Annotated in this window: 23 protein-coding genes; 18 read left to right on the plus strand and 5 right to left on the minus strand. The window is 67.7% G+C overall.

All coding sequences use genetic code 11. From position 1 onward, the window contains the following. The first annotated feature begins 186 nt into the window (after positions 1-186). Entirely contained in the window at positions 187-993 is an 807-nt protein-coding gene (locus F1D05_RS33495; RefSeq protein WP_185444317.1) for an ABC transporter ATP-binding protein, read from the plus strand. Then, the gene (locus tag F1D05_RS33500; protein ID WP_185444318.1) at positions 980-1,882 is read left to right on the plus strand and encodes an ABC transporter permease; all 903 of its coding nucleotides are present in this window, start codon (positions 980-982) and stop codon (positions 1,880-1,882) included. Before F1D05_RS33495 ends, F1D05_RS33500 begins: the two co-directional genes overlap by 14 nt. Before the next feature lie 284 nt (positions 1,883-2,166). Here the strand turns inward: F1D05_RS33500 and F1D05_RS33505 are convergent, their stop codons facing one another. Next, on the minus strand, positions 2,167-2,460 hold the full coding sequence (locus tag F1D05_RS33505; protein WP_012920258.1) for a WhiB family transcriptional regulator: 294 nt from the start codon (positions 2,458-2,460) through the stop codon (positions 2,167-2,169). 153 nt (positions 2,461-2,613) lie between these two features. Between F1D05_RS33505 and F1D05_RS33510 the strand changes: the two genes are divergently transcribed. The 3 genes from F1D05_RS33510 (at position 2,614) to crcB (ending at position 4,572) form a co-directional block, all read left to right on the plus strand. Then, a complete protein-coding gene (locus F1D05_RS33510) occupies positions 2,614-3,573 on the plus strand; it encodes a MerR family transcriptional regulator (protein WP_185444319.1) in 960 nt (319 codons plus the stop codon). Positions 3,574-3,730: 157 nt separating this feature from the next. Next, positions 3,731-4,207, plus strand: a complete 477-nt coding sequence (locus F1D05_RS33515) for a FluC/FEX family fluoride channel (protein ID WP_206685941.1) — start codon at positions 3,731-3,733, stop codon at positions 4,205-4,207. Further along, positions 4,204-4,572 carry a fluoride efflux transporter CrcB gene (gene crcB / locus F1D05_RS33520; protein WP_185444320.1) on the plus strand — a complete coding sequence of 123 codons (369 nt, stop codon included), beginning with the start codon at positions 4,204-4,206 and terminating at the stop codon, positions 4,570-4,572. Before F1D05_RS33515 ends, crcB begins: the two co-directional genes overlap by 4 nt. Before the next feature lie 44 nt (positions 4,573-4,616). On the opposite strand, the gene F1D05_RS33525 is transcribed toward crcB, so the two are convergent. Both F1D05_RS33525 and F1D05_RS33530 read right to left on the minus strand, forming a co-directional pair. Further along, positions 4,617-5,273 (minus strand): histidine phosphatase family protein, encoded by a 657-nt coding sequence (locus tag F1D05_RS33525; RefSeq protein WP_246486181.1) that lies wholly within the window; start codon positions 5,271-5,273, stop codon positions 4,617-4,619. 105 nt (positions 5,274-5,378) lie between these two features. Next, a complete protein-coding gene (locus F1D05_RS33530) occupies positions 5,379-5,771 on the minus strand; it encodes a hypothetical protein (RefSeq protein WP_185444321.1) in 393 nt (130 codons plus the stop codon). Between the two features lie 371 nt (positions 5,772-6,142). Between F1D05_RS33530 and F1D05_RS33535 the strand changes: the two genes are divergently transcribed. Next, positions 6,143-6,664, plus strand: coding sequence for a 3-deoxy-7-phosphoheptulonate synthase (locus F1D05_RS33535; RefSeq protein WP_281388833.1), 522 nt, complete (start codon positions 6,143-6,145; stop codon positions 6,662-6,664). Next, positions 6,652-6,843 (plus strand): hypothetical protein, encoded by a 192-nt coding sequence (locus tag F1D05_RS33540; RefSeq protein WP_185444322.1) that lies wholly within the window; start codon positions 6,652-6,654, stop codon positions 6,841-6,843. The genes F1D05_RS33535 and F1D05_RS33540 overlap by 13 nt, the downstream gene beginning before the upstream one ends. Before the next feature lie 556 nt (positions 6,844-7,399). Here the strand turns inward: F1D05_RS33540 and cutA are convergent. Continuing rightward, the gene (gene cutA, locus F1D05_RS33545) at positions 7,400-7,723 is read right to left on the minus strand and encodes a divalent-cation tolerance protein CutA (RefSeq protein WP_185444323.1); all 324 of its coding nucleotides are present in this window, start codon (positions 7,721-7,723) and stop codon (positions 7,400-7,402) included. Further along, entirely contained in the window at positions 7,710-8,429 is a 720-nt protein-coding gene (locus F1D05_RS33550; protein ID WP_185444324.1) for a helix-turn-helix transcriptional regulator, read from the minus strand. The genes cutA and F1D05_RS33550 overlap by 14 nt, the downstream gene beginning before the upstream one ends. 132 nt (positions 8,430-8,561) lie before the next feature. On the opposite strand from F1D05_RS33550, the gene F1D05_RS33555 reads away from it, so the two are divergent. The 11 genes from F1D05_RS33555 (at position 8,562) to F1D05_RS33605 (ending at position 14,924) form a co-directional block, all read left to right on the plus strand. Further along, positions 8,562-8,780, plus strand: coding sequence for a hypothetical protein (locus F1D05_RS33555; protein ID WP_185444325.1), 219 nt, complete (start codon positions 8,562-8,564; stop codon positions 8,778-8,780). 27 nt (positions 8,781-8,807) lie between these two features. Further along, on the plus strand, positions 8,808-9,143 hold the full coding sequence (locus tag F1D05_RS33560) for a hypothetical protein (RefSeq protein ID WP_185444326.1): 336 nt from the start codon (positions 8,808-8,810) through the stop codon (positions 9,141-9,143). Between the two features lie 86 nt (positions 9,144-9,229). Further along, complete coding sequence (locus F1D05_RS33565; RefSeq protein WP_185444327.1) at positions 9,230-9,424, plus strand: hypothetical protein; 195 nt, start codon at positions 9,230-9,232, stop codon at positions 9,422-9,424. Beyond that, the gene (locus F1D05_RS33570) at positions 9,421-9,786 is read left to right on the plus strand and encodes a hypothetical protein (RefSeq protein ID WP_185444328.1); all 366 of its coding nucleotides are present in this window, start codon (positions 9,421-9,423) and stop codon (positions 9,784-9,786) included. The genes F1D05_RS33565 and F1D05_RS33570 overlap by 4 nt, the downstream gene beginning before the upstream one ends. Next, positions 9,783-10,247: a hypothetical protein gene (locus tag F1D05_RS33575; protein WP_185444329.1), complete on the plus strand. Its 465-nt coding sequence runs from the start codon at positions 9,783-9,785 to the stop codon at positions 10,245-10,247. The genes F1D05_RS33570 and F1D05_RS33575 overlap by 4 nt, the downstream gene beginning before the upstream one ends. 30 nt (positions 10,248-10,277) lie before the next feature. Further along, a complete protein-coding gene (locus F1D05_RS33580; protein ID WP_185444330.1) occupies positions 10,278-10,460 on the plus strand; it encodes a hypothetical protein in 183 nt (60 codons plus the stop codon). A gap of 43 nt (positions 10,461-10,503) precedes the next feature. Continuing rightward, positions 10,504-10,743 carry a hypothetical protein gene (locus tag F1D05_RS33585; RefSeq protein ID WP_185444331.1) on the plus strand — a complete coding sequence of 80 codons (240 nt, stop codon included), beginning with the start codon at positions 10,504-10,506 and terminating at the stop codon, positions 10,741-10,743. Further along, complete coding sequence (locus F1D05_RS33590) at positions 10,743-11,267, plus strand: Pycsar system effector family protein (protein ID WP_185444332.1); 525 nt, start codon at positions 10,743-10,745, stop codon at positions 11,265-11,267. The genes F1D05_RS33585 and F1D05_RS33590 overlap by 1 nt, the downstream gene beginning before the upstream one ends. Beyond that, on the plus strand, positions 11,264-11,638 hold the full coding sequence (locus F1D05_RS33595; protein WP_185444333.1) for a hypothetical protein: 375 nt from the start codon (positions 11,264-11,266) through the stop codon (positions 11,636-11,638). The genes F1D05_RS33590 and F1D05_RS33595 overlap by 4 nt, the downstream gene beginning before the upstream one ends. Continuing rightward, positions 11,635-12,609, plus strand: a complete 975-nt coding sequence (locus F1D05_RS41445) for a hypothetical protein (protein WP_246486182.1) — start codon at positions 11,635-11,637, stop codon at positions 12,607-12,609. Before F1D05_RS33595 ends, F1D05_RS41445 begins: the two co-directional genes overlap by 4 nt. Further along, complete coding sequence (locus tag F1D05_RS33605; RefSeq protein WP_185444334.1) at positions 12,609-14,924, plus strand: cell division protein FtsK; 2,316 nt, start codon at positions 12,609-12,611, stop codon at positions 14,922-14,924. The genes F1D05_RS41445 and F1D05_RS33605 overlap by 1 nt, the downstream gene beginning before the upstream one ends. Positions 14,925-14,996 lie beyond the last annotated feature (72 nt).

The following is a 14,996-nucleotide window of genomic DNA, read 5'->3' on the forward strand; positions in this document are numbered from 1 at the left end:
GACGTTCTTTGGTGCTTCCGGCGCCCAGGCACGTACCTCGCGGCACTGGCGAAGCGTCCACGATGCTCCGCATCGAGAACGCTCCGCCAGCACCGCGATGCACGCACCTGAACACCGCAATCACTCAAACAACGTCCGGCGCAGGGCACTAAGAACCCCGAAGCCATCGAGAGGCAGGCGAAACTGATGACCGCGACAGTCGAGGCGCAACGGGTTCGTACCGAAGCTCAGCAAGCCGTCAGATTCGACGGTGTCGGCAAGGTGTTCGGCAACGGCAAGCAGGCCGTGGTCGCCCTGGACCAGGTGCACCTGCAGGTCGAGGTCGGCGAGTTCGTCTGCCTTCTCGGGGCCTCCGGATGTGGCAAGACCACCCTGCTCAATCTGGTCGCCGGGTTGGACAAGGCGTCGGCCGGGACGATCGACATCAGCTCGTCCCGGCCCGCCGTAGTGTTCCAGGAGCCGGCTCTGATGCCCTGGCTCACCGCGGCCGGGAACGTCGAACTGCCGCTCCGGATGGCCGGGGTCGGACGCGCGGAGCGTCGTCGCAAGGCGTCGGCGCTGCTCGAGTTGGTCCGCCTCGGGGGACTGGGCGACAAGCGGCCGCACGAGTTGTCCGGCGGCATGAGGCAGCGCGTGGCACTGGCCCGCGCGTTGGCCTCGACGGCAGACCACACCTCCAACGGTGACGCGCACAAGCCGTCGCTGCTGCTGATGGACGAGCCGTTCTCCGCCCTGGACGCGATCACCCGCGACGTACTCCAGTCCGAGTTGCTGCGGATCTGGGAAGCCACTCGTACGGCGATCCTGTTCGTCACCCATGACGTTCGGGAAGCCGTGCGGCTAGGGCAGCGGGTAGTACTGCTCTCTTCCCGGCCCGGTCGGGTGGTCCGCGAGTGGGCCGTTGACGGTCTCAGTGGTGCGTCGGAGAGTTCGACGGTCGACGAGATCAACGCCGAACTGCGAAGGGTGATCAGCAGTCATGCCGCAGCCTGATCTCGAGGACCGCGTCGAACGGGCCGACACCGAATCCGTCGGCGCGGGCCTGGATGCTCTGGACACCCCGCTGTCCGATCGTGCGACCGGCCCTGCTGCTGTCGCCAAGCGGATCGCCGCCCGCGCGCTGCCGCCGATCATCGCGGTCGCGCTGATGATCGGCGTCTGGCAGGCGCTCTGGGCGGCGGCCTTCTGGCCTGAGTTCAAACTGCCGGCGCCCTCGGCGGTCTGGGCCAACATCTGGGAGCTGGTCACCACCGGCGACATCGTGGACCTGTTCTGGGTCTCGGTGCACCGGGCCGTGATCGGCTTCGCCATCTCGCTGGTGATCGCGGTGCCGCTCGGCCTGGCGATCGCGAACCTCAAGGTGGTCCGGCGCGGTATCGGTCCGCTCGTGTCCGGCCTGCAGAGCCTGCCGTCGGTGGCCTGGGTGCCGGCGGCGATCCTCTGGTTCGGCCTGAACGACCGCGCCATCTACTGGGTCGTCCTGCTCGGCGCCGTACCGTCGATCGCGAACGGCCTCGTGTCGGGTCTCGACCAGGTCCCGCCGATCCTGCCGCGGGTCGGCAAAGCGCTGGGCGCTTCACGTCTCGGCGGCATCAGGTACATCTTGTTGCCTGCGGCCCTGCCGGGCTTCCTGGGCGGCCTGAAGCAGGGCTGGGCCTTCTCCTGGCGCTCGCTGATGGCAGCCGAACTGATTGCCACCTCGCCCGACCTGGGGGAGGGACTGGGCCAGTACCTGCACAACGGCATGTCGCTGTCGGACATCAGCCTGGTCTTCGCCGGCATCATCTTGATCTTCGTAGTAGGCGTCGGCATCGAACTACTGGTCTTCCGCCCGCTGGAGAACTCCGTACTCCGCTCCCGCGGCCTGACCCGCTCAGCCTGACCCGAAGGCCCCACCCCGCACGGCCCGGCGCCCCCCCGCCGGGCCGTTGCCATGCCCAACGAGCACGCGCCTGAACCAGGCGCCGACCCGGCAGATCCAAAGCGCGTCAGATACCCAACGCTCTACCTGGCATCGATTCCACCAACCGCCGGATCAACCCTCAGGAATTTCAAGGGTTTGATTTCCAGCTGGTAAGCGGGTGCCCGGGTCCGGCGGCTCTGGCCGAGCAGGCGGACCCGGGAAGGTCTAGTGGGGCACCGAAGTGCCGCTTCCCGCGCCGGCCGTCAGGCGGACTTCCTGTGTTCGGCAAGTACCACGTTGTCCCGCTCGGATTCCGTGGTTCCACCCCAGACGCCGTACGGCTCTCCGACGGAGAGAGCGTGCTGGCGGCACTCGGGCTGGACTGGGCAGGTACCGCAGAGCGACTTGGCCACCATCTCGCGAGCGCGTTTACGAACGCCACGCTCCGATTCGGGGGAGAAGAACAGCTCTGGGTTGACGTCGCGGCACGCGGCCTGCGACTGCCAGTCCCACAGATCCATGAGCGGGCGGGGTAGGCGAGGCATCCCTCTCGACATGGCAACCTCCTTGACTCACCGTGAGCGCGGACGGGCGCTCGGTGAAAACTATGCTCAACTCATGCGTAGTTCAACCCTTGTTATCTCGAAACCCGGTCGAGTTGTTATCGGCCCGAGGCGTTTCCTGCCTGGCGAGGGCCCCGGGCGGGCAAGATGAACGATGTGCCGACCGATTCCGAAACCCTCACCGTCAGCGCCGTCGCGCGCCGGCTCGGGATTGCCGCCCCGACCCTGCGAAGCTGGGAGCGGCGGTACGGATTGAGCCCGAGCGCACGCTCGGCGGGCGGTCATCGCCGCTACAGTCCGCAGGATCTGGCCCGGTTCCACGCGATGCTCAAACTGGTCAACTCGGGCGTTCCGACCGCCGAGGCCGCGTCGACGGTTCGTGACCGGATCTATACCGCCCGCTCACCGAATGTGACATCCGCCACTTCCGATGCCGAGGGCACCCCGGCCCAGGATCACGCCGTACGGCGTGCGCCCCGGAACCGGCCCCGGTCGGCCGATCCGGCCGATCTGTTCCAGCTCGCGAACGCCATGGACGGCGAACGGCTGACCCACGAAATCGCCCGCAGCCTCGATCGGTCCGGTGCGGTCGAGGCCTGGACCAGCCGGCTGGTCCCGCTGCTGGTGGGGGTCGGGGACCAATGGGAGCGGACCGGCGAGTGCGTAGAGGTCGAGCACCTCGCGACCGAGGCGGTCGTGAGCGGCCTGAGGTATCACACCCGTCGCGCGGTCGAGCGCCACAAGCCGGACGAGACCGGGCGCCCCGTAGTACTGGCGTGTCTCGAGCTGGAGGATCACGCGCTGCCTCTGCTCGCCGTCGCGGCGGCGCTGGCGGAGCGAGGCGTGCGTGTGCAGACGCTCGGTGCGGCGACGCCGATCAACTCCCTGTCAGCCGCCGTACGCCGAATCCGCCCGGCCGCGGTCTTCATCTGGTCCAGCGCCCCCCGAACCGCAGACGTCGAGTCCCTCCAGAGTCTCGCCCGCACCCGCCCGTCGTACTCCCTGGTCGTAGGCGGCCCCGGCTGGCAAGCCCTAGGCCGCCCCGACGGCTGGGTAGGCTCCCTCGCCGACGCCGTAGAAGCCCTGGTAACCGCTGCCCACCGCTAACCAAGCTGAGGGCGGGTGGGCTGGGTATGCTGTGGGGGTTGTGACCGGCGGTGGGGCTCGCCGGACCGAACCGTCGCCTGATCGGTGGCCAACAGTCCCTACCTGTCGACCCTGCGGCCTGCCGTGGGGCCATTTTTCGGGTAGGAGGTAGGTCCAAGTGCGCTTAGATCCAGCTCCGGGTGAACCGGTCGACTCTGATGTCGATCTGCGGTTCGCGCGGTCTGCTCGTCCGCCGGCTCGCGATGTCGCCGTGTTGGGCGTCGTCGCCGCGGGCGGGGCGATCGGCGCTGCTGCCCGCTATCTGGTCGGGCTGGCCTGGCCTACCGCGTCGGGGGGCTTTCCGTGGGCGACCTTGGGTATCAACGTGGTTGGCTGCGCGTTGATCGGGGTCTTGATGGTGCTGGTTGCTGACGTGTGGACGCACCAGCGGTTGCTGCGCCCGTTCGTCGGAACCGGGATGCTGGGCGGGTTCACCACGTTCTCCACCTACGCCGTGGACATCCAGCAGTTGTTCGCCGGTAGGCACGCGGGCACCGGGTTGCTGTACTTGGCCGGTACTGCGATCGGCGCGCTGGTCGCGGTCTGGGCTGCGGCGAGCACGACTCGACGGCTCGTCAGTCGGAGGCGGCGATGAACCTCCTGCTGGTGATTGTGGGCGCGGCTATCGGTGCGCCGCTGCGATACCTGACCGACCGTGCGGTGCAGAGTCGTCACGACTCGGTGTTCCCGTGGGGGACCATCACCGTCAACGTCGTCGGCTGTGTCGTGCTGGGCATCGTCGGCGGTGCGGCCAGTACTGCGAGCGTCCCGCACGAGGTGCAGCTGCTCGTCGGGACCGGATTCTGCGGCGCCCTGACCACCTACTCGACCTTCTCGTACGAGACGCTGCGCCTGATCGAGCAGGACGCGAAGTTCTTCGCCGCCGCGAACGTCGTCACCAGCATCGTCGCCGGACTCGGCGGCGCCTTCCTCGGCGTCGCGATCGCCCAGGCGCTCTAGCCCCGCCCAGAGCCGTCGAGGCGCTCTGGCCTTGACCAGAGCCGTCAGGCGTCGTCGGCTGGGTCGTAGCGGTAGTACTCGTGGGTGCCGTGGGGAGTGTTCGGTACGCCGGTGAGGGCTTCGATGACCATCGCGTGCGTGATCACCAGGAGCGGGCCGTCCGTACTCGCGGTGTGCCGGGCCAGTACGGCACGAGCCCGCTCACGGACCCTGGACAGCGGCTCCCACGGCCGCGGAACGCCTTCCGGCCATTCCCCGCCGTACGCGTCGAACTCGGCCCTGGCAGCCCGTACGTCGGCTGTGCCGCGCCAGGAGCCCGTGCTGTCCGGCAACCAGTCGCGCAGGTCGTAGTCGACCCGTACGCCGAGCGCCAGGCGGTGGCCGATGATCGCGGCGCTCTGCAGGGCCCGGGTGAAGGGCGAACTGACCAGGTACGTCGCGCCGATTCCGCTGAGCAGGTCCGCCAGGGCCTCGGCCTGCTTCGTGCCGTCGGAGCTGAGTGGTGCGGTGTCCGCGGCCATACCGGGCCAGCCCCGGCTGTCGACGGGTGTGTAGTCCGGCTCACCGTGCCGGACCAGGTAGATCTGTGTCACGAGCCCAGTTCTACCTGACAAACCAGCCAGCCGCTGGTCGGTCAGTGGTGTCGTCCAGTACGGGTCGAGGGTGGGCAGCAAGCGCGGCCGGTCGGCAGTGAGGTCCATGGCGGTGGCTCCCGTGCGGTTGTGGAACGGCGGTTGGTAGCTAGCTCTCGGCGGACGGGCCGAGGTGCGGGTCGGGCGGGTTGGGTCGGTGTGAGCGGGTACGGGTCAGCGGAGGTGGCGGGCGGCGGCCCAGCCGCGGGGGTGCTGGGTGGGGAGGCCCGACGGGTCGGCGACGCCGGTCGGCGGGCGAACGTTGTGGGAGGCACCGAACAGGTGGTCGAGGTCGGTGTCGGGCGTCGGCAGTTGCTCGTCGCGGCGCTCACGACTTAACTCCGCTGGTGGGTCGGGCTCCAGCCAGCGGACCTCGGTCGCGCCCTGGTGGCCGTGGACGGCGAGGACGGAATCAAGATCCGGCCAGACGGCTGTCGCGGGGTTGTTGCCCCGCCAGCGCAATGCCACCGAGCCGTCGGTGAACACACAGCCCTCGGCCACCACACCGGTCCCGGACACACCGCTGAGGTCGTGGTACCTGACGAGTTCGAACGTCCGCGGCCTCACTGCAAACCCCTTAGAACCTCAACATGGTCGTTGCGACCCTCAACGACGAATGGGTGGCCGCAGTTACACCGAGGTGGCGGATGGCGAGGTTAGGGAAGGCGGGATGGGGAGGTGGCCGCAGTTACACCGGGGGTGATGAAGGTCAGGCTGGGGAGGGTGGGAGTGGGTGATATCGTCTGCTGGGTGAAGCGTTGTTATTGGCGGTTTTTTGAGTGGCCGGCTGTGGTGCCGGGCGACTCAGCCGATTGCTGACGCCTGACCAAGTACCAGAGCCGGCTCGAGGCAAGGACATTCGTCCTTGCCTTTTCTCATTCGCAGCCGGCGCTGTCCACGGGAACGACCGCGGGATATCCGGCGGAAAGGTTCCCCAGATGAACACCCTCCCTCAGCAGGCGACCGGCGCGGTCGTGGACAGAAGGATCGAGAAGACCGTCCCGCTGATCACGCCATTGGCCCTGCACGACGAGCTGCCGATGACCGACCAGCTGGCCGAGGCCGTGGTCGCCGGCCGGCAGGCCGTCACCGACGTGCTGAACGGCACCGACGACCGCCTGCTCGTTGTCGTCGGCCCCTGTTCGGTGCACGACGCCAAGGCAGCGCTCGAGTACGCCGAACGACTCAAGCCCATCGCCGAGCGACTCTCCGACGGTCTGCTCGTCGTGATGCGCGTGTACTTCGAGAAGCCGCGCTCCACCCTCGGCTGGAAGGGCCTGATCAACGATCCCGACCTCGACGGCTCCGGCGACGTGAACAAGGGCCTGAGGACCGCTCGCGCCCTGCTGCTCGAAGTACTGGCCAAGGGTCTCCCGGTCGGTTGTGAGTTCCTCGACCCGATCACTCCGCAGTACATCGCGGACACGGTCTCTTCTTCAAGGGAGCGGTGGGCGGCGTGACGCGAAGTGATGCGGTGATGATCCGGCTGGAGGCCGCGAAGCTCACGGGGCAGTCGATCCTTGCAGCTGAGCACGAGGCTCTCTACCTATGGCGCAAGGACCTGGAGGAACGCCGCGAGGTTGTTGTGTTCGATCCGGTAAAAGGCTTCTCACGACGCTCAGTCCCGGAGAATCGCTAGCTGAAATCTCCCTATGTTCCAGCCCTCAGTCGGCCGGGTGCCGATGGCTGGAACATAGAGCGATTTGGCTAGGGCCGGGTCCGTGATGATGGCGGCGATCCCGAGCCAGGCCCAGGCCCAGTGCCAGGACTGGTCGGTGGTGAGGGTGCATTTGGAGTCCGCCGGGACAGCCGGGACAGGTGTTGCTGGGAGGTGTCCCGGCTCCGGGCATACAAAACCGCAGGTCACAGCGCTGCCGGGACAGCAGGGACAGCCGGGACACCTTCCGAGTACGACAGGCGCTCTCCGCCCGCATAGAAGCCTGTCAGCTAGCTCCTGTGGATAACCGCCGTTTGGCCAGCGCGACTCGTGCCAGACTTGTAGTCAGATCCGATGAGGTCACCCTCGCGGATCCTGGCCAAGCCTGAAGGCGTGGGAGGGAGCGGCCTCGGAAGGCTGCCGGGTCGCCAGGTTTGAGGCCATTGAGAAGGTCGAGAATTTCCCCAAACAAAGGCCGGCCCCCGTTCGATTCAGGCGAACGGGGGCCGGCCTTTTGAGTTGAAGGATGGCGCGGGTATTAGCGGGTCTGTTCGGTGATCCAGCTGAGGTAGGCGTCTGATCCATCGGTGATTGGAAGGAAAATCAGTTCGGGCACCTCGCCGCTGTGATGCTCATCCAGCCAGTTGACCAGGTCATCGCGCTTGTCTGTTGCGGTCTTAATCCACAACTGCCACTCGGGTTCGGTCCAGACCTTCTCTTGCCACCGGTATACGGCTGTTATCGGCGAGGAGATTTGGACGCAGGCGGCCAAGCGAGCATCGACTAGGCCTTGAGCAAGCTTGCTCGCCTCTTCTGCCGTGGGTGTCGTCGTGAGTGCAACCACATGATCAGTTGGCGTCATCGCTAAGTCCTTCGGTCGGGGGAACCATCCGCAATGCGGTAGCTCCCACTGTCTTCTTCAGTTGTGCGATTTGTGCACGGGCCTCGTCCTCGCTCCGTGCTAGAACGCCCCAGCCGGACACCACATTCCCGTCGTGGCTGAGGCCAGTCCACATTCCCAAGGCGTTAATGCCGTGGTTGTGCAGGACGAAGTAGAGCGTTCCCTTGGAATTGACCGCGCCGTCTTCGGCCGCGTACCAGCCTAATAGAACCTTGTTATCCCAAAGGCGCATTTCGCCGCGCCAGTTATATCCACCCTCGTCTAGGGTGACGCTGCCCCGGGAATTTGTTTTGACGTGAATTAGATCGCCTTGTTGCGTCAGCATCACGGTCTGCGAGGTGATTACTTCTTGGCCATGCTGGCTCGTTTGCCAGGCCATCCACCATTCGCCGGACAGAGAAATTCGGTGCAGAAGAGTGGCTCCGGCCAGTTCGGTAACTGACACTTTTAGCGCTTCGGCGATTGCAACACCAACCAGCAACAGCGGCTGCTGCTCGCCCGCTTCGTAGCGGCGGATCTGCCGGATGCCGACGCCGACCTTCTCTGCTAGCTCGGCTTGCGACATCCGGAGCTCAGTGCGTCGCTTTCGGATCAGCTCTCCGGTGCGGGAGATCTCAGGTGCGCCTCGTACGTCAGGTGCGTCAGGGGATTCAGGGGTGTCGTCCATAGCCCCCAGTCTTGCGGACCAACTAGTCCTTGACAAGCGGACGCACAAGACCTCATAGTCTGTGACTAATTAGTCCGGTGGAGGTCTTACTAGACCTCTTCTCCGTACATCGATGACTGGGGTGAGCAGACGATGGAGTTGGCGATCTTCGGCTTGGTGCTGTTGGGCGCGCTGGGTGTGATGTGTTGGAAGAAGTGGGCGGCGGTGTTCGTCACGGTGTTGGGCGTGATGCTCGGGACCACGATTGCGAGTAGCGGCGGGATGCTGCATCAGCCGTCGCAGGACTTCACGAACTGGGTGCGGGCCGGTATCGGCACCCTCGGTCACAAGACGTTCGGTGGCCGGTCGTGACGGCCCCGGGTGCTGTGGGGCCGGGTGATGGACGCGCTGTACGCCGCGTCGGACGCCTCGCACCGGGCGCGGGGCTGGGAGGTCCGCAGGGGCACGTTCGGTGGTCGCCGGTACAGGCCGGACGTGGCCGCGTGGCTGGAGTCGCAGCGCCGGTTGGAGCGGTTCGGCTCGACGCCCGGCCCGGTCCTGGTGGTCCGCGACGAGGCTGCCGACGTGTTCGACGCGATGCGGTGGACACAGGACGACCTGACGCCGGTACTGCGGGCGGCGATTGAGCTGGGCCGCCGGGCGGACATCGTGCCTGCGTCCTGGGCCACCCTGCCGGCGGACCGTGTGATCTGTGACGGGCAGGAGGCCGCGTGATGGCCGGGTTGCGGATTGACCGGCCGTGCCGGGTACGGCGGGCCGTGGCGGGCTGCTGGGAGTGGACTTGTTTGTGCTCGCCCGCGGTGTGGCCGTGTACGAGCCGGGAGGCGACGTTCGCCGCCGCGATGGAGGCGGCCGACTCGCACCTGACCGACGCTCATGGCGTCTCGGAGCCGGTGGCGCTGGCGGTCGTGATCGATCTGGCCGCGTACCGCACCACGACCCTGGCCGCGCTGGTGGTTGCCGGTGCCCCGCGCGTCGGCGGTGAGGCGGCATGACCGGCAGGGCGTCGAGCGGTTTCGACCCGTTCCGGCCGCCGATGGTCGGTGCCGAGACGTGGCAGTCCGCGATAACGCTGGCGGGTTGGCGGTGTGAGTGCACCGGGCAGTGCGGCAAGGGTCATGTGAAGACCGAGGGGCGCTGCGGGACCGAGCACGGTTCCCTGCACCCGCTGGCCGTGGTCGCCGCTGACCCGGTCCTGTCCCTGCACGCTGTCGTCACCGGCGCCGAACTGGTCGCGCTGTGCGCGGGGTGCCAGGCCGGTGCGAAGCGGGCCGCGTTCAAGGCCGCCGAACGGGCCGCCATCGCCCGCACCGACCAACTCGACTTGTTCGACCTGACCGGAGGCGATGCCGCGTGAACACCCCGAATCTGACCTTGACCCTGATCGGTGCGGTGCCGGTCGTGACGGTGCCGGTGCGCGACGACGAGGCGACCAAGGCTGTTGTGCGCCACGAGCTCGGGTCGCTGGACGACTTCGACCTGCCGGCCCCGGTCCTGACCCGGTGCCAGGCCAGGGCTGAGCGGGCGCTGCACGCCGCGATCCGGACCGAGTACGACGACGGCGTGACCGTGCCGTGCCTGACCGATCCGGCGACCTGGGACGCCGACCAGAACCCGACCGATTTCCAGATCACGACCGCCGCGCGGTTGTGCCGGACCGCCTGCCCCGTGTTCGACCGGTGCGCCGCGTTCGTGGCGACCGAGCCGCCGGTGTGCGGAATCGTTGCCGGGCGCTTCATCCCGCACCCCATCGACATGGTCGAGCACCGCGCCGCGAGCCACGCCCGCAAGGACCAGGTCGCCGCCCGCGCGGCCTGACTTCACAACTCATCGAAGGAGAAACACGTCATGGCGAAAGACAAGTCCGCAACTGGCAAGTGGCGCAAGGACGTTGACGAGTTCATCGCCGGCGCCTACGCGAAGGCGAACAAGCCCGGCGCCAAGTTCACCAAGGCCGACGTGAAGGCGCTGCACGCGCGATTCCACCAGAGCATCGACAACGTCGAGTCCGCGACCAAACACAAGCGCTAGAACCCGCACTTGCCCGACTGCCTTGTCTGACTGGAGACCGCTGATGAACCGCAAGCGCTACAACACCACCGCACCGCGTGACCTGGTGCTGCGCGTTGCCGAGGGCACCGACCGCCGATGCGAGGCGTGCGCGGTGCGCCGGACCCGGCGGCGGATGGACGTGGCCGGCGTGGTGTTCGCGATTTGTGAGTCCTGCGCCCCGGTGCCGGTGATGGCGATTCTCCCGGCCCGCGACGGCGCCAACCAGACCTGTGATCGTACCGACTTCAAGGACGCTGCCTGATGACGCATCCCTTCCCCGCCAAGCCCAAGCTGATTACCAAGACCAGCCCGCTCGATCTGGCGTGGCGGGCACACGACGCCGCCGCCGCGTCGATCGGCAAGGCAGACACGAAGGCCGGATTCGTTGCCACGCTGGACACCGCGGTCCTGGCCGGAGTGCTGGCAATCGCCGACAAGTCCTCCTCGCCCAAGGCATTTCAAGTGTTGACGGGCTTGGGTGCTGGGTGTCTCGTGCTCGCGGTCCTATTCGCTGTGACCGTGGTGTTGCCGATCCTGCGGGTTCGGCAGACTCGGCGGCACGCGGCCGGGAACTGGCTGTACTTCGGTGCCGTGCGCCACCACAGCGCCACTGAGTTGGCCGACCGGCTGACCGGTGAGGACCCGCTGCGCGGGGTGTGTGCGCAGACCGTGACATTAGCCCGGCTGGCCTGGCTTAAGCACCGCCTGTTGCAGGCGTCGCTGCTGGCCACTGTCGCTGGAATCGCCCTGTTTCTGACTGCCCTGATCGCTGGAGGTACCCGGTGAACGACGAAAAGCTTGTCCAGTACGCCGATGACGCCTATGAGGCGATCCGTGCCCTCAACCACGGCACCTTCCGCGCGCTCCCGGCGCCGCTGGCTTACAGCGTGCTCGGCAATCTCCAGGCGATGGGGTTCGGCCTGGCCCAGTTGACCGGGCAGTTGTCCGGTGGGCTGACGGAGTCGCTGACCGCCTACGACGTGTACGACAACAACCGGGACCCGAAAGTGAGTGTCGCGATGGCTGCCGAAGCGCTGCGACTGGCCGCCGCCTCCGCGCAAGGTACGGCCGAACTGCTCGCCGCCGCGCAGTTGGCGATCAACGCGCAGGGCTACAACGTCCCCGACACCGACACCGACCAGGAGGACCAGGGATGAGCACGGGACTGGTTGCCGCTGGCAACGCGAGGACCGCGCGGGTGGACAAGCTGCGCGAGTCGGCGGCGAGCGCGTCGCAGGTGCGGGCGCTGTCCACGCACCCCGACGTGGTGGCGCTGCGGGTGGAGTCGGTCCGTACGCAGGTGGACCGGTGCATGTGGGTGGGGATCGTGCTGGGTCTGGCGTTCACGATGGTCAACGTTCAGGCGTTCGCCGCTCAGGGCGGGGTGCTGTGGTCGCTGCCTTGGTTCGCCGCGTGGCTGCTGGACCCGATGGTGTCGCTGGTGTTGATCGCGGTCTTGCGGGCCGAGCAGGTCACTGCCCGGTACCAGGTCAGCGACCACACCCGTTGGATCAGCCGCACGAAGCGGTTCGCGTTCGCCGCGACCTATGCGATGAACACTTGGTCGTCGTTCCTGCACAGGGATGTTGCGGGGATGGTGTTGCACTCGGTGCCGCCGTTGCTGGTGTTCTGCGCTGCCGAAACTGCCCCGGTGCTACGCGACCGGCTGACAGAAGCGGTGCTGCGCGCCGAGCGGACCGCCGCCGAAGCCAACCCGGCCGCACCGTCACTCACCGAGCCGGCCACAGCACCCGCCCCGACCCCGGTACTCGAGTCCGAGCACGCGGGCGACGCCGCACCCGACACGACCGCACCGGCCCGGAAGCGGACCGCCCGCAAGGCGCCCGCCCGCCCGGCAGGCAAGCGCAGCGGTAAGGCCACCGGCAAGGACAAGGCACGCGCGCACTGGGATGCCGAAATCGTGGCTGGCCGTGAGCCGTCCGGCGGGGAGCTGGCCCGGGTGGCAGGTGTTGACCCGTCGCTGGGCCGGCGCTGGCTGCGCGACTGGAAGACCGAGATCCCGACCGACCAGGACGCTACCGGCATCACGGCGGCCGCGACCACCGAAACCCCGCAGACCGACAGCACGGACGACCTGAGCCGCGAGATGGAAGAGGAGGCCGCCTGATGCGTTTCATCGGCCGCAAGACCAACGACGAGAACGACGACCGCGACGACGTGCAGGACGTGCCGGGTGAGCAGATGGGCGAGGTGGTCCCGCTGCACCGCGACACCGCCCCGATTCAGGACACGAACGACGACGAGGCCGGTGAGCAGACCGGGCCGCGTGTGCAGGACGTGATTGCGCGGGAGATCCCGGCGGGGGAGTCGGCGCCACCGGCTGACTTCGAGGTGGTGGACGGCGACGAGGATGCGGACGAGGTCGCTCCGGTGGTGATGCGGGTAGATCCGTTGCCGGGGTCGGTTCCGGGTCTGTTTCCGTGGGACCGTACCGACGAGCGTCGCGCGCCGATCCCGTTGTGGGTCAGCGATGCCGCGACCCGTAGGGCCGCGATCACCTGGGCGGGCGAGATGGCCAAGCACAAGGCGAAGTTCCACGCGGTGCGCACGCCGCTGTATGCCGCACGGGTGGCGGTGCGGGTACCGCGCGGCGGTGTCCGGGTGCTGCGTGACTACACCCGCTGGGTGAGCGACGCCGAGACCCGGCCGCTGCGTAACGAGGCGGTCCGCAAGGCTGACGCGGTCGAGCACATGAAGCTGGCGCAGAAGACCGCCGAGCGGCAGAAGGCGCGGCTGGCGATCTCGGGTGCACTGTCGGTCCCGGTCCTGGCGGGACTGGCTGTGGTGGTGTTCGCCGCTCCGGTCCCGGTCGCGGTCCTGCTCGCGATCGGTGCTGTGTCCTGGCTCGGGGTCCGGGGCGGGACCGAGGACAAGCCGTTGATCGGTCGCGCCGTCGTGACCGGGAAGGTCCCGGAACTGACCTCCGACATGATCATCCGGGCGCTGGGGTCGCTGAACAACTCGCTGCTCAACGCTGCGGTCAAGTCCGGTCGCGGGGTCACCTTCCCTAACCCGATCCACCGTGACGGGCCGGGCTGGCGGGCCGACATCGATCTGCCGTACGGCGTGACCGCGAACGACATCATGGACAAGCGCAAGGCGCTCGCATCCGCGCTGCGCCGGCCGCTGGGCTGTGTGTGGCCCGAGCCGGACGCCGACCAGCACGAGGGCCGCCTGATCTTGTGGGTGGGCGACAAGGACATGGCCAAGTCGCCCGCGACGCCGTGGCCGCTGGCCAAGGCGGGCAAGGTCAGCCTGTTCGAGCGGTTCGCGTTCGCGACCGACCAGCGCGGCCGGATGGTCACGCTGCTGCTGATGTTCGAGAACATGCTGATCGGCGCGATGCCCCGGTTCGGTAAGACGTTCGCGCTGCGGGTGGTCCTGCTGGCTGCCGCGCTGGACCCGACCGTTGAGATGTACGTCTACGAGCTCAAGGGCACCGGCGACCTGGACAGCCTGGAGCAGGTCGCGCACCGGTTCCACTCCGGTCCCGGTGACGATCCCGCCTTGAACGCGACGATGGCGGGACTGCGCGAGGTGTATGCGGAACTGGAGACCCGCGCGCACGCGATCAAGCGGCTCCCGGTGGACCTGCGCAAGGAGAACAAGGTCACGCCCGAGATCGCGGCGAAGCGGTCCCTGGGGCTGTACCCGGTCCTGGTCGCGATCGATGAGTGCCAGGAGTTGTTCTCCGACAAGACCCACGGTGCCGAGGCGGAGGATCTGTGCCTGGGGATCATCAAGCGCGGTCCCGCTCTGGGGATCATGTTGGTGCTGGCCACCCAGCGCCCCGACAGCGACTCGCTGCCCACCGGGGTATCGGCCAATGCCGGGATCCGGCTGTGCCTGAAGGTGATGGGCCAGACCGAGAACGACATGGTGCTGGGCACGTCCAGCTACAAGAACGGGCTGCGCGCGACCGAGTTCACCATCAAGGACAAGGGCATCGGCATCCTCAAGGGTCACGCCGACGCCCACCAGACCGTGCGGTCCTACTACATCGATGGCCCCGCTGCGGAGCAGATCGTCAAGCGGGCAAGGGCTTTGCGTGAGACCGCCGGGACGATCACCGGCCACGCGGCAGGCGAGGCCACCGCGGTCAACACCGGCCCGCGGTTCTCGCTGCTGGACGACATCACCGCCGTGATGGCGCCGGGGGAGGACAAGGTCCACTCCGAAACGATCTGCGACCGGCTCGAAGACCTGCGCCCCGACTTCTACAAGGGCTGGGACGCCACCGGCCTGGCCAACGCGCTCAAGCCGCTGGGTCTCAAGACCGACCAGGTTTGGGCCACCGGCACCAACGGCAAGCCCGCCAACCGGCGCGGCATCACCCGCACCGACCTCGACAAGGCCCGTGCCGCCAACACCAAGACGAACACGAAGCGTGACGGCGGCGAGGGAGGTGAGGTGACCGCCTGACCCCGGCGAAACCTCCACAACTTCATCTCGCGGCTAGCGCCGCACCGGCCCTAGCGGGGTCAGGAAATCCCG

Source organism: Kribbella qitaiheensis (assembly GCF_014217565.1).
GTDB lineage: Bacteria > Actinomycetota > Actinomycetes > Propionibacteriales > Kribbellaceae > Kribbella > Kribbella qitaiheensis_A.

Excerpts from the sequence above, each read along its gene's own strand:
- F1D05_RS33495 (WP_185444317.1), top strand. The coding sequence starts at position 187 with ATGACCGCGACAGTCGAGGCGCAACGGGTTCGTACCGAAGCTCAGCAA.
- F1D05_RS33500 (WP_185444318.1), top strand. The coding sequence starts at position 980 with ATGCCGCAGCCTGATCTCGAGGACCGCGTCGAACGGGCCGACACCGAA.
- F1D05_RS33505 (WP_012920258.1), bottom strand. The coding sequence starts at position 2,460 with ATGTCGAGAGGGATGCCTCGCCTACCCCGCCCGCTCATGGATCTGTGG.
- F1D05_RS33510 (WP_185444319.1), top strand. The coding sequence starts at position 2,614 with ATGAACGATGTGCCGACCGATTCCGAAACCCTCACCGTCAGCGCCGTC.
- crcB (WP_185444320.1), top strand. The coding sequence starts at position 4,204 with ATGAACCTCCTGCTGGTGATTGTGGGCGCGGCTATCGGTGCGCCGCTG.
- F1D05_RS33525 (WP_246486181.1), bottom strand. The coding sequence starts at position 5,273 with ATGGACCTCACTGCCGACCGGCCGCGCTTGCTGCCCACCCTCGACCCG.
- F1D05_RS33535 (WP_281388833.1), top strand. The coding sequence starts at position 6,143 with ATGAACACCCTCCCTCAGCAGGCGACCGGCGCGGTCGTGGACAGAAGG.
- cutA (WP_185444323.1), bottom strand. The coding sequence starts at position 7,723 with ATGACGCCAACTGATCATGTGGTTGCACTCACGACGACACCCACGGCA.
- F1D05_RS33550 (WP_185444324.1), bottom strand. The coding sequence starts at position 8,429 with ATGGACGACACCCCTGAATCCCCTGACGCACCTGACGTACGAGGCGCA.
- F1D05_RS33555 (WP_185444325.1), top strand. The coding sequence starts at position 8,562 with ATGGAGTTGGCGATCTTCGGCTTGGTGCTGTTGGGCGCGCTGGGTGTG.
- F1D05_RS33560 (WP_185444326.1), top strand. The coding sequence starts at position 8,808 with ATGGACGCGCTGTACGCCGCGTCGGACGCCTCGCACCGGGCGCGGGGC.
- F1D05_RS33570 (WP_185444328.1), top strand. The coding sequence starts at position 9,421 with ATGACCGGCAGGGCGTCGAGCGGTTTCGACCCGTTCCGGCCGCCGATG.
- F1D05_RS33580 (WP_185444330.1), top strand. The coding sequence starts at position 10,278 with ATGGCGAAAGACAAGTCCGCAACTGGCAAGTGGCGCAAGGACGTTGAC.
- F1D05_RS33585 (WP_185444331.1), top strand. The coding sequence starts at position 10,504 with ATGAACCGCAAGCGCTACAACACCACCGCACCGCGTGACCTGGTGCTG.
- F1D05_RS33590 (WP_185444332.1), top strand. The coding sequence starts at position 10,743 with ATGACGCATCCCTTCCCCGCCAAGCCCAAGCTGATTACCAAGACCAGC.
- F1D05_RS41445 (WP_246486182.1), top strand. The coding sequence starts at position 11,635 with ATGAGCACGGGACTGGTTGCCGCTGGCAACGCGAGGACCGCGCGGGTG.
- F1D05_RS33605 (WP_185444334.1), top strand. The coding sequence starts at position 12,609 with ATGCGTTTCATCGGCCGCAAGACCAACGACGAGAACGACGACCGCGAC.